The 14,275-nt window shown below is 72.0% G+C and carries 12 protein-coding genes; 5 read left to right on the top strand and 7 right to left on the bottom strand.

The features are described from left to right. Positions 1-9: 9 nt before the first annotated feature. The 5 genes from OG352_RS35770 to OG352_RS35750 are packed head-to-tail and all read right to left on the bottom strand — an operon-like array spanning position 10 to position 5,266. Positions 10-855 carry a glycosyltransferase family 2 protein gene (locus tag OG352_RS35770; RefSeq protein ID WP_443072523.1) on the bottom strand — a complete coding sequence of 282 codons (846 nt, stop codon included), beginning with the start codon at positions 853-855 and terminating at the stop codon, positions 10-12. A gap of 53 nt (positions 856-908) precedes the next feature. Further along, complete coding sequence (locus tag OG352_RS35765) at positions 909-1,688, bottom strand: CDP-alcohol phosphatidyltransferase family protein (protein ID WP_329222608.1); 780 nt, start codon at positions 1,686-1,688, stop codon at positions 909-911. Beyond that, positions 1,666-2,727, bottom strand: coding sequence for an iron-containing alcohol dehydrogenase family protein (locus OG352_RS35760; protein ID WP_329222607.1), 1,062 nt, complete (start codon positions 2,725-2,727; stop codon positions 1,666-1,668). Before OG352_RS35760 ends, OG352_RS35765 begins: the two co-directional genes overlap by 23 nt. Continuing rightward, on the bottom strand, positions 2,715-3,467 hold the full coding sequence (locus OG352_RS35755) for a phosphocholine cytidylyltransferase family protein (protein WP_329222606.1): 753 nt from the start codon (positions 3,465-3,467) through the stop codon (positions 2,715-2,717). The genes OG352_RS35760 and OG352_RS35755 overlap by 13 nt, the downstream gene beginning before the upstream one ends. After that, positions 3,464-5,266 carry a DUF5941 domain-containing protein gene (locus OG352_RS35750; RefSeq protein ID WP_329222605.1) on the bottom strand — a complete coding sequence of 601 codons (1,803 nt, stop codon included), beginning with the start codon at positions 5,264-5,266 and terminating at the stop codon, positions 3,464-3,466. The genes OG352_RS35755 and OG352_RS35750 overlap by 4 nt, the downstream gene beginning before the upstream one ends. Positions 5,267-5,609: 343 nt before the next feature. Here OG352_RS35750 and galE point away from each other — a divergent pair, with 343 nt between their 5' ends. The 3 genes from galE (at position 5,610) to idi (ending at position 8,465) form a co-directional block, all read left to right on the top strand. Next, positions 5,610-6,578, top strand: coding sequence for a UDP-glucose 4-epimerase GalE (galE, locus tag OG352_RS35745; RefSeq protein WP_329222604.1), 969 nt, complete (start codon positions 5,610-5,612; stop codon positions 6,576-6,578). Between the two features lie 170 nt (positions 6,579-6,748). After that, positions 6,749-7,690 carry a cation diffusion facilitator family transporter gene (locus tag OG352_RS35740; protein ID WP_329222603.1) on the top strand — a complete coding sequence of 314 codons (942 nt, stop codon included), beginning with the start codon at positions 6,749-6,751 and terminating at the stop codon, positions 7,688-7,690. A 181-nt stretch (positions 7,691-7,871) separates the two neighbouring features. Continuing rightward, positions 7,872-8,465 carry an isopentenyl-diphosphate Delta-isomerase gene (gene idi, locus OG352_RS35735; RefSeq protein ID WP_329222602.1) on the top strand — a complete coding sequence of 198 codons (594 nt, stop codon included), beginning with the start codon at positions 7,872-7,874 and terminating at the stop codon, positions 8,463-8,465. 3 nt (positions 8,466-8,468) lie between these two features. On the opposite strand, the gene OG352_RS35730 is transcribed toward idi, so the two are convergent. Then, positions 8,469-8,987: an ATP-binding protein gene (locus OG352_RS35730; RefSeq protein WP_329224086.1), complete on the bottom strand. Its 519-nt coding sequence runs from the start codon at positions 8,985-8,987 to the stop codon at positions 8,469-8,471. 240 nt (positions 8,988-9,227) lie between these two features. Here OG352_RS35730 and OG352_RS35725 point away from each other — a divergent pair, with 240 nt between their 5' ends. Both OG352_RS35725 and OG352_RS35720 read left to right on the top strand, forming a co-directional pair. Then, positions 9,228-9,977: an enoyl-CoA hydratase/isomerase family protein gene (locus OG352_RS35725; protein ID WP_329222601.1), complete on the top strand. Its 750-nt coding sequence runs from the start codon at positions 9,228-9,230 to the stop codon at positions 9,975-9,977. Between the two features lie 103 nt (positions 9,978-10,080). Beyond that, entirely contained in the window at positions 10,081-12,516 is a 2,436-nt protein-coding gene (locus OG352_RS35720) for a Tex family protein (RefSeq protein ID WP_329222600.1), read from the top strand. A 43-nt stretch (positions 12,517-12,559) separates the two neighbouring features. Here the strand turns inward: OG352_RS35720 and OG352_RS35715 are convergent, their stop codons facing one another. Next, positions 12,560-14,200 carry an ABC-F family ATP-binding cassette domain-containing protein gene (locus tag OG352_RS35715; RefSeq protein WP_329222599.1) on the bottom strand — a complete coding sequence of 547 codons (1,641 nt, stop codon included), beginning with the start codon at positions 14,198-14,200 and terminating at the stop codon, positions 12,560-12,562. Between the last annotated feature and the right edge of the window lie 75 nt (positions 14,201-14,275).

Genomic DNA, 14,275 nt, shown 5'->3' with positions numbered 1-14,275 from the left:
ACGAGCTTGTCAGATCACCGGGGGCCGGCCCAGTCGGGTCAGCCGCCATACCGTGCGCCACTTCATGGGCCTGCGCGGTCCGCACGGAGTGCTCCAGCCTTCCCGGAAGCCGCCGAACCAGGCCTTCAGCGCCGGCCCCGAGGGGCGGCGCGCCAGCGTGAGCAGCAGCCAGACCCCGAGGTAGACGGGGACCAGCGGGGCGGGAAGGTTGCGGCGGGCCAGCCAGACGCGGTTGCGGGCGACCATGCGGTGGTACACCGCGTGCCGCGAGGGCGCGGTCGTCGGGTGGTACAGCACCATGTCGGACCGGTAGTCGATCATCCAGCCCGCGTCCAGGGCCCGCCAGGCCAGGTCGGTCTCCTCGTGGGCGTAGAAGAACTCGTCCGGGAGGCCGCCGACTTCGGCGAAGACCTTCGTCCGGACGGCGTTGGCGCCGCCGAGGAAGGTGGTGACCCGCGAGGAGCGCATCGGGTCGGAGGCGCGCAGCCGCGGGACGTGGCGGCGCTGGGTGACCCCGGTCTCCGGGTCGGCGATCCGGAAGCTGATGATCCCCAGCTTCGGATCGGCGTCGAAGGCCCGGCGGCACAGCTCGGCCGTGTCGTGGTGGGCGAGCAGTCCGTCGTCGTCCAGGAACAGCAGGACGTCGACGTCGCGGCCGCTGGGGCCGAAGGCCTCGATGCCGACGTTGCGGCCGCCGGGGATGCCGAGGTTCTCGGGCAGTTCGACCGTGCGCACGCCCTCGGGGACGGCCGGGACGGGCGAGCCGTTGCCGACCACGACCACCTCGACCCGGTCGCCGTCCTGCTTGGCGACCGAGTCGAGCAGGGCTGTCAGCTCGTCGGGGCGGTTGCCCATGGTGATGACGACCGCGCCGACCGTCAGGGGCGCGCCGCCCGTTATGGGCGCGCTCACTTCAGCCTGCTCGACACGAGGATGGACACCAGGTGCAGCAGGGTCTGCAGCAGTGCGATGCCGGCCAGTACGGCGACGCCGAGCCGGGAGTAGAACAGGTCGCCGCGCACCTCGTCGAGGACGGCCAGGACCAGGATCAGCAGGGACGCCTCCATGCCGAGGATCAGCCGGTGGAACTTGAGCGCCGAGGCCGCCCGGCGCGCCAGCGCCATGCCGGAGGAGCGCGGTTCGGACGCCGACTCCTTGACCGGCGGCATGCCCGTCTGGTGGCGGGCGACGCCGACGAGGTCGGTCTCGGCCTTGATCAGGATCGCGCCGAGGGCGGCCAGCGTGCCGAGGAACGCCCACAGCCAGTCGATCCGGCCGCTGCCCCACAGGTCGGCGGCGCGCAGCCCGAAGCCCACCAGGACGGCGGCGTCGGTGAGATACGCCCCGACCCGGTCCAGGTAGACCCCGCCGAGCGAGTACTGCTTCTTCCAGCGGGCGATCTCGCCGTCCACGCAGTCCAGCAGCAGGTACATCTGGACGCACACCACGCCGAGCACGGCGCCCGTGATCCCCGGCACCAGCAGGGCCGGGGCCGCGAGCACGCCGAAGACGGTCATCAGGTACGTGAGCTGGTTGGGCGTGACCCTGGTGTTCACCAGATAGCGGTCCACCCGCAGGGACACCTCACGCATGTAGAGGCGTCCCATCCAGTGCTCACCGCTGCGCCGGTCCTTCACCCCCGGAGGGTGGACGACCGGTCTGAGTTCAGCTACCGATGGCCTTGACATAGTCGGCGTAGATGTCCTTGATCTGTTCGGTCTTGAGGTCGAGGTGTTCGAGGATCGTGTAGCGGCCGGGCCGGGTCTCGGGGGCGAACTCCACGGCGCGGACGAACTCGTCCACCGTGAAGCCGATCTCCCCGGGCAGGACGGGCAGTCCGTGCCGGCGCAGCACCTGGGCCATGTGGACGGACTCCTCGTGGGCTCCGCGCAGGTACATCGCGAAGGCCGCGCCCAGGCCGCACTGCTCGCCATGGGCGGCCGCCCGCTTGGGGAAGAGCAGGTCGAAGGCGTGGTTGATCTCGTGGCAGGCGCCGGAGGACGGGCGGGAGTCGCCCGACACCGACATGGCGATGCCGCTGAGCACCAGCGCCTCGGCCAGCACCTGGAGGAAGTCGGTGTCCCCGATGCCGCCCGGGTGGCGCAGTACCGCCTCGCCGGCCTGGCGGGCGATGGCGGCGGCGAGGCCGTCGATCTTCTCGCCCTTGACGCGGTTGGCGAGTTCCCAGTCCGCGATCGCCGAGACGTTCGACACCGCGTCGCCGATGCCGGCCCGCACGTAGCGCACCGGGGCGTCGCGGATGACGTCGAGGTCGATGACGACCGCGATCGGGGTCGGCACTCCGTAGGAGCCGCGGCCGGCGTCGTTGTCGAGGGTGGCGACCGGCGAGCACAGGCCGTCGTGCGCGAGGTTCGTGGGGACGGCGACCAGGGACAGGCCCACGCGTGCCGCGGCGAACTTCGCGCAGTCGATGATCTTGCCGCCGCCGAGGCCCACGACCGCGTCGTAGTGGCCGGCTCTTATGTCACTGGCCAGCCGCACGGCGTCGTCGAGGGTGCCGCCGCCGACCTCGTACCAGGTGGCGCCGGGCAGGGCGGGGCTCAGGCGCTCGCGCAGCCGGGCGCCCGAGCCGCCGCTGACGGCGATCGCGAGCCTGCCCGAGTGCGAGATGCGCTCGTCGGCGAGGAGCCCTACCAGGTCGTCGAGGGCACCCGGGCGGATGTCGACGACGACCGGCGTGGGGATCAGCCGGGTCAGTACTGGCACGCGATCTCCCGTCCACGGGCGAGATCGTCGTGGTTGTCGATCTCGACCCACTTGACGTCGCCGATCGGCGCCACGTCGATGCGGAAGCCGCGGTTGACGAGCTCCTGGTAGCCGTGCTCGTAGAACTGCTGGGGGTCCTTCTCCCAGACGGCCTTGAGCGCGTCGGCCAGTTCGGGGGCCGCGTCGCCCTCGATGAGGGTGACGCCGATGTACTCGCCGGTGGCCTCGGCCGGGTCCATCAGCTTGGTGATCTTCGTCATGCCCTGCTCGGGGCCGACGACGACCTTCATCTCCTCGTCCGCGAGGGACTTCACCGTGTCGAGGGCCAGGATGATCTTCTTGCCGTCGCCGCGGGCGGCGAGCAGCGTCTTCTCGACGGAGACCGGGTGCACGGTGTCGCCGTTGGCGAGGATCACGCCGTCCTTGAGGGCGTCACGGCCGCACCACAGGGAGTAGGCGTTGTTCCACTCCTCGGCCTTGTCGTTGTCGATGAGGGTGATCTTGAGGCCGTACTTCGCCTCCAGCGCCGCCCTGCGCTCGTAGACGGCCTCCTTGCGGTAGCCGACGATGACCGCGACCTCGGTCAGACCGATCTCGGCGAAGTTGCCGAGCGTCAGGTCCAGCACCGTGGGCTCGCCCTCTATACCCGCGGGCCCCACCGGCACCAGCGCCTTGGGCAGGCTGTCGGTGTAGGGGCGCAGACGCCGTCCGGCGCCGGCCGCCAGCACGAGGCCGATCATGCGGGTTCTCCTTCATCGTGTACGGCGGGAGCGCCGCCCTTGTGGGCGGCCACCCAGAAGCGGATGCTCTCGACGAGCACCACCACGGCGACGGCCACGGCGAGGACCGTGAGCGCGACCTTGAAGTGCGAGGCGGTGAGCAGCGCGGCCAGCAGGGCCACGAGCAGCGTCCGCCCTTCCTGCCCCCCGAGCGCGCGCACCAGCCAGGCCGGCGGCGCCCCGGCGTTGCCGCGGATGCGGTACACCGTGTCGTAGTGATGGTAGGCGACGGCGGCGACGAGACCGAAAGCCGCGGGAAGCGCTCCGTTCACATCGGCTTCGGCCGCGAGGATGAGCACGGTGCCGTACTCGGCGGCGCGGAAGAGAGGGGGGATCAGCCAGTCGAGGGCGCCCTTGAGGGGGTGCGCGACGGCCTCGGCCGACAGCAGGACGTAGCCGCCCGCCATCAGGACGACCCACCAGCCCGGTCCCCACGCCCACGCCCCGAGCGTCACCAGGACGGCGCCGACCGCGGCGCTGAGCGGCCCCGTGACACGGGGCGAGCCCGGCAGGAAGCGCACGAGCAGCTCGGTCAGAGGCCCGTTGTCCGCGAGGTCGGCGAGCGCCTGCGCCGCGCGGTCCGTGCGCTGGGCCTTGCGGGTGAGCGAGCGCAGCACCCGCCCGGCCGTGGTGTACGTCGCCGCGAACGCGCAGCCGATGAGCAGCGCGTAGAAGGTGATGCGGGGAGTGGTGACGGCCGTCAGGACGGCGATCATGGCCCATCGTTCGCCGATGGGCAGGACTATCATCCGCCGCACCCAGACCGTCCAGCCGACGCTGTCGAGCTTGTCGGAGAGCGCCGCGGTGGGGCTGGTGTTGGCGGTGGCGTCGTGGTTGGCCTCGTTGAACGAGAAGTCGACCACGTGCCGGCAGGTCTGGAGCACCATCGCGCCGAGTGCGAGGGCCCACACGTCGTCGCCGCCGCGGGCCGCGCCCAGCGCTAGGCCCGCGTAGTAGGCGTACTCCTTGGCCCGGTCGAAGGTGGCGTCGAGCCAGGCGCCGAGCGTGGAGTACTGCAGGGAGTAGCGGGCGAGCTGGCCGTCGGTGCAGTCCAGGACGAAGGACGCGATCAGCAGGACGCCGGCCGCCACGAACCCGGCCCGGGTGCCGGTGGCCGCGCAGGCCGCCGCGATCAGCGCGGTGAGCAGCGAGGCGGTGGTGACCTGGTTCGGGGTGAGGCCGCGGCGCGCGCACCAGCGGGCGAGGTAACGGGAGTAGGGGCTGATGCAGAAGGTGGTGAAGAAGCCGTCGCGGGCCTTGACGGCCGACTTCAGCCGTACGTCCTCGTCGTCGACGGCGGCGACGGCCTGCCGGGCCTCGTTGCGGGCCTGCGGGTCGGCGGGAACTTCGGCGACCAGGCTGCCGAGTTCGGGGCGGTGCACGTCGACGTCGTCGGCGCCGAGGGCGGTCACGACGCGGTCGGCGAGGCTGCCGACGGCGAGGACGGTACCGCCGCTCGCGGAGTTCTCCCGGGCCATCGCGCGGGTCAGGGCCTGACGGCCGGCCGGCTGGGCGGTCACCGCGCCCGGGATCGCGGCGAGCGGGAAGCGGGGGTCTGTGAGGCCGAGGCGCAGCGCGTGCTCGTGGCCCACGAAGCGGGCGTCCACGACGGCGACGCGCTGGTCGGCGGGGACGGCCGCGAGGAGGGTCTCGGCGTCACCGGCGTCGGCGGCGGTCCGTACGTCGAAGCCGAGGGACCGCAGGTCTGCCTCGATCGACGATCCGGGGACCGGCGAGCCGGTGAGGATGGCGGTCGGCAACCGAACTCACTCCCTGGGTCCGACGCGTTCACGCCGGTCATGTACACGATGGGGTGCCCCTTGGCCGCACCGGCGACGTCACCGGTGGCCGCGCCAGGCGGGCGGCATGTCGGCAGAGGCTATCGGATGCCGGGAAGGCCGTGTTCACCGCCCGTTCAGGCACGATCGACGCGGTCCGACAGCAGGGCTTGAACCCTCTTTGAACCGGCTTGAACCGGCCTTTGCCGAGATCATCATCGGTGATCGGCGGCCCGGCCGACAAACCGTGCCCCGCAGAGCCGACATCCGGGACATTGCCCATCCCACCCGGGTGCCGGTACCGGTCGGCATAGGGTCTACAGCCATGACGTGGCTGATCACCGGCGGAGCCGGATACATCGGGGCACATGTGGCACGAGCCATGACCGGGGCCGGCGAGCGCGTCCTCGTCCTGGACGACCTCTCGACGGGTGCCCCCGCGCGCCTGGCGGCGGACGTGCCGCTCGTGAAGGGCTCGGCGCTCGACGCGGACCTCCTGCGGCGGGTCTTCGCCGAGCACACCGTGACCGGCGTGGTGCACCTGGCCGCGCACAAGCAGGTCGCCGAGTCGGTGGCGCGGCCCACCCGCTACTACCGGGAGAACGTGGGCGGTCTGGCCACCCTCCTCGACGCGGTCGCCGAGGCCGGGATCCGACGGTTCCTCTTCTCCTCCTCCGCGGCCGTCTACGGCAACCCGGACGTGGACCTCATCACGGAGGACACCCCGTGCGCCCCGGTGAACCCCTACGGGGAGACCAAGCTCGCCGGGGAGTGGCTGGTCCGGGCGGCGGGGCAGGCGCACGGCATCGCGACGACCTGCCTGCGCTACTTCAACGTGGCCGGAGCGGCGGCTCCGGAGCTGGCCGACACCGGTGTCTTCAACATCGTCCCGATGGTCTTCGACCGGCTCACCCGGGGCGAGGCCCCGCGGATCTTCGGCGACGACTATCCGACGCCGGACGGCACCTGCGTCCGGGACTACATCCACGTGGCGGACCTGGCCGAGGCGCACCTCGCGGCGGCCCGGCGGCTGGCCGCGCCGGGCGCGGCGGGCGATCTGACGGTGAACATCGGCCGGGGCGAGGGCGTCTCGGTGCGCGAACTGGTCACGCTCATCGGCGAGGTCACCGGCGACACCCGGCCGGCGGTCGTCGAGGGGCGCAGGCCCGGGGACGCGCCGCGCGCGGTGGCCTCGGCGGAGCTGGCCGCCCGGGAGCTGAGGTGGACGGCCCGGCGTGACGTGCGCGAGATGGTCGGGTCGGCCTGGCGGGGCTGGCAGCTGCACCACGCCTGAGCAGCAGGTGAGGCTGCCCTGACCTGCGATTCGTTTCCGCAGGTCAGGGCACATGACAACGGTGTTCAGTGCCGCGTTGCCGGATACCCCCCACCCGTAGTTCACTGTGAGCCCGGGCAGGACACGACGGGCCGCCGCGGCCCATGACGGACCACAGAAGGGCTGTTTCCATGGGGGCTGGGCACGACCACGGCCACACGCACACGCACACGCCGACCACCGGCACGGCCGCGGCGGCGTACCGCGGCAGGCTGCGCGTCGCGCTGTCGATCACGCTCGGCGTCATGGTGGTCGAGATCGTCGGCGGGCTGCTCGCCGACTCCCTCGCCCTGATCGCGGACGCGGCGCACATGGCGACGGACGCGCTGGGCCTGGGCATGGCGCTGCTCGCCATCCACTTCGCGAGCCGGCCGCCGAGCGAGACCCGCACCTTCGGGCTGGCCCGCGCCGAGATCCTGGCGGCCCTCGCCAACTGCCTGCTGCTGCTCGGGGTGGGCGGCTACGTCCTGTACGAGGCGGTCCAGCGGTTCTTCACGCCGGCCGCCACCGAGGGCGGGCTGATGATCTGGTTCGGCGCGATCGGCCTGGTCGCGAACATGATCTCGCTCACCCTGCTGATGCGCGGCCAGGCGGAGAGCCTGAACGTGCGCGGGGCGTTCCTGGAGGTGGCGGCGGACGCGCTGGGCTCGGTGGCGGTCATCGTCTCGGCGGTGGTGATCCTGACCACCGGCTGGCAGACCGCCGACCCGATCGCCTCGCTCGTCATCGGCCTGATGATCGTGCCGCGGACGGTGAAGCTGCTGCGCGAGACCCTCGACGTCCTGCTGGAGTCGGCCCCCAAGGACGTCGACATGGCGGACGTGCGGTCCCACATCCTCGCCCTGGACGGGGTGGAGGAGGTCCACGATCTGCACGCCTGGACGATCACCTCCGGGATGCCGGTGCTGTCGGCGCACGTGGTGGTGCGCTCGGAGGTGCTGAACGCGATCGGCCACGAGAAGCTGCTGCACGAGCTCCAGGGCTGCCTGGGCGACCACTTCGACGTGGAGCACTGCACCTTCCAACTCGAGCCGGTCGGGCACGCGGAGCACGAGGCGCGGCTCTGCCACTGAGGGCGCCCGCGTCGGATGATCCGCACAGGCGTTCCCGACGGTTCCGCGCCCCCGGCGCCGGGCAAGATCACCTACCGGGTCCCTTGCCGCGCGCGGGACATGCGCGCATTCCCGCGAAGTGCCGGGAGCGCCGGACGCGTACGGCAGACTGGGGACGCGAGGACCGATGCTAAGGATGGGTATGCCGATCACACCTGCCACCGCGACACACAACTCGTCGAACGGCACCGCGGAAGCGATCTTGCTGGAGCTGGTCGACGAGAACGGCGTCACGATCGGCACCGCGGAGAAGCTCGCCGCCCATCAGGCGCCGGGGCAACTGCACCGCGCGTTCTCCGTGTTCCTCTTCGACGAGCGGGGCCGGCTGCTGCTCCAGCAGCGGGCGCTCGGCAAGTACCACTCCCCCGGTGTGTGGTCCAACACCTGCTGCGGTCACCCCTATCCCGGTGAGGCGCCGTTCGCGGCGGCGGCGCGGCGCACCTTCGAGGAGCTGGGCGTCTCCCCGTCGCTGCTCGCCGAGGCGGGCACGGTCCGCTACAACCACCCGGACCCGGACTCGGGTCTGGTGGAGCAGGAGTACAACCACCTGTTCGTCGGGCTGGTGCAGTCTCCGTTGCGGCCGGACGTGGAGGAGGTGGGCGACACGGCCTTCGTGACGCCCGCCGAACTGGCGGAGCGGCATGCGAAGGACACGTTCTCCTCCTGGTTCATGACCGTGCTGGACGCGGCGCGGCCGGCGGTCAGAGAGCTGACGGGTCCCTCGGCCGGCTGGTGAACCTCAGAGGGCCCGCGCGGGTTTGAGCGGCAGGGCGGCCCAGATCACCTTGCCGCCGCTCGCGGTGTGCTCGACGTCGCACACCCCGCCCGCCTCCCTGGTGATCTCCCGTACCAGGAGCAGTCCCCGGCCGCCGGTGCGGCCGTGGTCGGCCTCCAGGGCGGTCGGGCGGTAGGGGTGGTTGTCCTCCACGGACACCCGCACCCAGTCGGCTCCGACGGCGATCTCCACCCCGAGCACCGGTGACAGCAGCGCCGCGTGCCGGACGGCGTTGGTCACCAGCTCGGAGACGATCAGCAGCAGCCCCTGGGCCAGGTCGTCCGAGACGGGCACCCCCTGGCGGTGGAGCAGGTCGCGCACCGCGTGCCGCGCCTGCGGGACGGAGGCGTCCACGGCGGCCGCGGTGAACCGCCAGACGCCTTCGTAGGGCAGCGGTCGCGGCCCGGCTTCTTCAGGGGGTGCGGGACGTCCGCCCGGGCCGCCCTCTGGGCGTGGGTCGGGACCGCGCCCGTGATCGTCCATCGTCCGGTCGCCGCCCTCGCGCTCGATTGTCGCCACACGTCGAGTGTTGGCAACGAGGCGCTCCCGCCGGAAGGCTGAACAGAAGTCAGCAGTTATCGAGCGTTTCCGACCGCTCACGGATGACCTGCTCGACATTAAGACCGTTTTCTGCCCCCTTTGGCATGCCTTTACCTCCGGTGTCGACTTTTTCACGTCGTCCGCCCCGACCGGCCGGGGAGCCCGCTGGTTAGCATCCGGGACATGGAGCCCGAACTGCTGCACGGCGTCACCGACGCCGTCGCCACCGTCGTCCTGCACCACCCCGCGAAGCGCAACGCCATGACGGCCGCGATGTGGGCGGCGCTGCCCCCGCTGCTGGACGCCCTGGCCGCCGATCCCGGGGTGCGGGCGCTGGTGCTGACCGGCGCGGGCGGGACCTTCTGCGCGGGCGCCGACATCTCCACCCTCCAGAGCGGGCCGGACGAGGCGCAGGCGCTGGCGGTGGGCGCCGAGGAGGCCCTCGCCGCGTTCCCCAAGCCGACGCTGGCGATGGTCCGGGGGCACTGCGTCGGCGGCGGCACGCAGCTCGCGGCGGCGTGCGACCTGCGGTTCGCCGAGGCGGACGCGTCGTTCGGGGTGACGCCGGCGAAGCTCGGGATCGTCTACCCGTCCTCGTCCACCCGGCGGTTGGTGTCCCTGGTGGGTCCGGCCACCGCCAAGTACCTGTTGTTCTCCGGTGAGTTGATCGACGCGGAGCGGGCGCTGCGTACGGGACTGGTCGACGAGGTGCTGCCCGCGGACGAACTCGAGGAGCGGGTCGCGGAGTTCACCCGCGTCCTGGTGTCCCGCTCACAGCTGACGCAGGCCGCCGCGAAGGAGTTCGCGGACGGGCGCACGGACCGGGACGCCCACTGGAACGCGCAGGCCCGCGGCAGCGGCGACACCGCGGCGGGCGTCAGCGCGTTCCTGGAGCGCAGAGAGCCGCGCTTCACCTGGACCACGTCGGGCTGACGCGGCGGAGGAAGCCCCGCCGGGAGTGCGCCCTGGGCCGCGGGTGTCGGCGCCACCTGCCACAATTGCCGCGCAACCCCAGTGGAGAAGGCGGTACGGGATCGTGACGACACCCGGGTCCATCGAAGTAGGGTCCATCGAAGGCAGGATCGCCGAGGAGCTCGGCGTACGGGAGCGGCAGGTGAAGTCCGCCGTGGAGCTGCTCGACGGCGGCTCGACGGTGCCTTTCATCGCCCGCTACCGCAAGGAAGCGACCGAGATGCTCGACGACGCGCAGTTGCGCACGATCGAGGAGCGGCTGCGCTACCTGCGGGAGCTGGAGGAGCGGCGGACGGCGATCCTGGAGTCGGTGCGTGAGCAGGGCAAGCTCACCGACGCGCTGGAGGCGCGGATCCGCGACGCCGAGACCAAGGCGCGGCTCGAGGACATCTACCTGCCGTACAAGCCCAAGCGGCGCACCAAGGCGCAGATCGCGCGCGAGGCGGGCCTCGAACCGCTCGCCGAGGGACTGCTCGGCGACCCGACGGTCGATCCGCTCGCGGCGGCCGTCGCGTTCGTCGACGCCGACAAGGGCGTCGCCGATCCGCAGGCCGCGCTGGACGGCGCGCGGGCGATCCTCACCGAGCGGTTCTCGGAGGACGCCGACCTGATCGGCGAGGTTCGCGAGCGGATGTGGAAGCGCGGGCGGCTGGCCGCCAAGGTGCGCGGCGGCAAGGAGGAGGCGGGCGCGAAGTTCGCCGACTACTTCGACTTCACCGAGCCGTTCACCGCACTGCCCTCGCACCGGATCCTGGCGATGCTGCGCGGCGAGAAGGAGGACGTCCTCGACCTCGTCCTGGAGCCGGAGGAGCCCTCCGAGCAGCCCGGCCCCTCGTCGTACGAGGGGATCGTGGCGGCGCGGTTCCGGATCGCCGACCGTGGGCGTCCCGGCGACAAGTGGCTGACGGACACGGTCCGCTGGGCGTGGCGCACCCGCATCCTCGTCCACCTCGGCATCGACCTGCGGCTGCGGCTGCGCACGGCCGCCGAGGACGAGGCGGTGAACGTGTTCGCGGCCAACCTGCGCGACCTGCTGCTCGCCGCCCCGGCCGGCACCCGCGCGACGCTGGGCCTGGACCCCGGTTTCCGTACGGGTGTGAAGGTCGCCGTCGTCGACGCGACCGGCAAGGTCGTGGCGACCGACGTGATCTACCCGCACGTCCCGGCGAACAAGTGGGACGAGGCGATCGCCAAGCTGGCGCGCCTGGCGAAGGAGCACGCGGTCGACCTGGTCGCCATCGGCAACGGCACGGCGTCCCGCGAGACCGACAAGCTCGCCGGTGAACTCATCGACAAGCACCCGGAGTTGAACCTCACCAAGGTGATGGTGTCCGAGGCCGGCGCGTCCGTGTACTCGGCCTCCGCGTTCGCCTCGCAGGAGCTGCCCGACATGGACGTGTCGCTGCGCGGCGCGGTGTCGATCGCCCGCCGGCTCCAGGACCCGCTGGCCGAGCTGGTGAAGATCGACCCGAAGTCGATCGGTGTCGGCCAGTACCAGCACGACCTGTCCGAGGTGAAGCTGTCGCGTTCGCTGGACGCGGTGGTGGAGGACTGTGTGAACGGCGTGGGCGTGGACGTCAACACTGCTTCGGCGCCGCTCCTGTCGCGCGTGTCCGGCATCTCCGCCGGCCTCGCCGAGAACATCGTGGCGCACCGGGACGCCAACGGGCCCTTCACCTCCCGCTCCGAGCTGAAGAAGGTGGCACGGCTCGGTCCGAAGGCGTACGAGCAGTGCGCGGGCTTCCTGCGCATCCGCGGCGGCAGCGACCCGCTGGACTCCTCCAGCGTGCACCCGGAGGCGTATCCGGTGGTCCGGCGCATGGTGAAGACGTCCGGCCAGGAGGTGGCCTCGCTGATCGGCAACACGGGCGTGCTGCGCTCGCTGCGGCCGACCGACTTCGTGGACGAGACGTTCGGTCTGCCGACCGTCAACGACATCCTCAGGGAGCTGGAGAAGCCCGGCCGCGACCCGCGGCCCGCGTTCAAGACGGCCACCTTCAAGGAGGGCGTGGAGAAGATCTCCGACCTGTCCTCCGGGATGGTCCTGGAGGGCGTCGTGACGAACGTGGCGGCCTTCGGGGCGTTCATCGACGTCGGTGTCCACCAGGACGGCCTGGCGCACGTCTCGGCCCTGTCGAAGACGTTCGTCAAGGACCCGCGGGACGTCGTCAAGCCCGGTGACATCGTCAAGGTGAAGGTCCTCGACGTCGACATCCCGCGCAAGCGGATCTCGCTGACGCTCCGGCTGGACGACGAGGCGGCCCCGCAGGAGCGCCAGCAGCGCGGCGGGGGCGAGCGCGGCGGGGGCCGTCCGCCGCAGCAACGCCAGCAGCAGGGCCAGGGACAGGGACAGCCGCGTCAAGGTCAGCAGCGTCAGGGGCAGAGCCAGGGGCGCGGTGGTGACCGGGGCGGTCGCCAGGCGCCGCCGCCCGCCAACAGTGCGATGGCGGACGCGCTGCGGCGCGCGGGGTTGACCGACCCCAAGAAGGGACGGGGCTGAGACCCGGCGGGGGCCCGCGCACGGCAGCGGGCCCCCGCCGGTCCTAGCGCTCGGTCACCTTGCCGTCAGCGACCTCGAACCGCCGCGTGACATGGACCGCGTCCAGCATCCGCCGGTCGTGGGTCACCAGCAGCAGCGTGCCCTCGTAGGCGTCGAGGGCCGACTCCAGTTGCTCGATGGCCGGGAGGTCGAGGTGGTTCGTCGGCTCGTCGAGGACGAGGAGGTTGACGCCCCGGCCCTGGAGCAGCGCGAGGGCGGCGCGGGTGCGCTCGCCCGGTGACAAGGTGACCGCCGGACGCGTGACGTGCTCCGACTTGAGGCCGAACTTGGCCAGCAGGGTGCGTACCTCGGCCGGCTCGGTGTCGGGGACGGCGGCGCGGAACGCCTCCAGCAGCGACTCGGAGCCGTGGAACGCCTTGCGCGCCTGGTCGACCTCGCCGACCAGGACGCCCGAGCCCAGAGTGGCCTGTCCGGCGTCCAGCGGGACCCGGCCGAGGAGCGCGCCGAGCAGGGTCGACTTGCCCGCGCCGTTCGCGCCGGTCACCGCGACCCGGTCGGCCCAGTCGATCTGGAGCGACGCCGGCCCGAGGCGGAAGTCGCCGCGCCGCACCTCGGCCTCGCGCAGGGTGGCGACCACCGCGCCGGAGCGCGGGGCGGACGCGATCTCCATCCGCAGCTCCCATTCCTTGCGCGGCTCGTCGACGACGTCCAGGCGTTCGATCATGCGCTGGGTCTGCCGGGCCTTCGCGGCCTGCTTCTCGCTGGCCTCGCTGCGGAACTTGCGGCCGATCTTGTCGTTGTCGTTGCTCGCCTTGCGGCGCGCGTTCTTCACGCCCTTGTCCATCCAGGAACGCTGGGTCTGCGCCCGGTCCTGGAGGGCCGACTTCTTGTCGGCGTACTCCTCGTAGTCCTCGCGGGCGTGCCGGCGGGACACGTCCCGCTCCTCCAGGTAGGCGTCGTAGCCGCCGCCGTAGAGGTTGATCTGCTGCTGGGCGAGGTCGAGTTCGAGGACCTTGGTGACCGTGCGGGTGAGGAACTCGCGGTCGTGGCTGACGACGACGGTGCCGGCGCGCAGGCCGGTCACGAAGCGTTCGAGGCGCTCCAGGCCGTCGAGGTCGAGGTCGTTCGTCGGCTCGTCGAGGAGGAAGACGTCGTAGCGCGAGAGGAGGAGGGAGGCGAGGCCCGCGCGGGCGGCCTGGCCGCCGGACAGGGACGTCATCAGCTGGTCGAGGCCGACCCGGAGCCCGAGTGAGTCGGTGACCTCCTCGGCGCGCTCGTCGAGGTCGGCGCCGCCGAGGTCGAGCCAGCGCTCCAGGCTCGTGGCGTAGGCGTCGTCGGCGCCGGGCGAGCCGTCGACCAGGGCCTGGGTGGCCTCGTCCATCGTGGCCTGCGCCTCGGCGACGCCGGTGCGGCGGGCGAGGAACTCCCGCACGGTCTCACCGGGGCGGCGCTCGGGTTCCTGGGGCAGATGGCCGACGGTCGCGGTCGGCGGGGAGAGCCTGAGCTCGCCCTGTTCGGGCGCGCTGAGCCCGGCGAGCAGCCGCAGCAGGGTGGACTTGCCCGCGCCGTTGGCACCGACCAGCCCGATCACGTCCCCGGGGGCGACGACGAGGTCGAGCCCGGAGAAGAGGGAGCGGTCGCCGTGCCCGGCGGCGAGGTTCTTGGCGACGAGAGTGGCAGTCATCAGGTCGTAGATCCTAGTGGTCGTCCGGGAGCACCGTCGCACCCGTCTCCCCGCGGTCTCGCCGATCGCCGGTGT

The organism is Streptomyces sp. NBC_01485, assembly GCF_036227125.1.
GTDB lineage: Bacteria > Actinomycetota > Actinomycetes > Streptomycetales > Streptomycetaceae > Streptomyces.
Note: the sequence above shows the minus strand (reverse complement) of the source record. Positions and strands in the feature narration are given on the sequence as shown.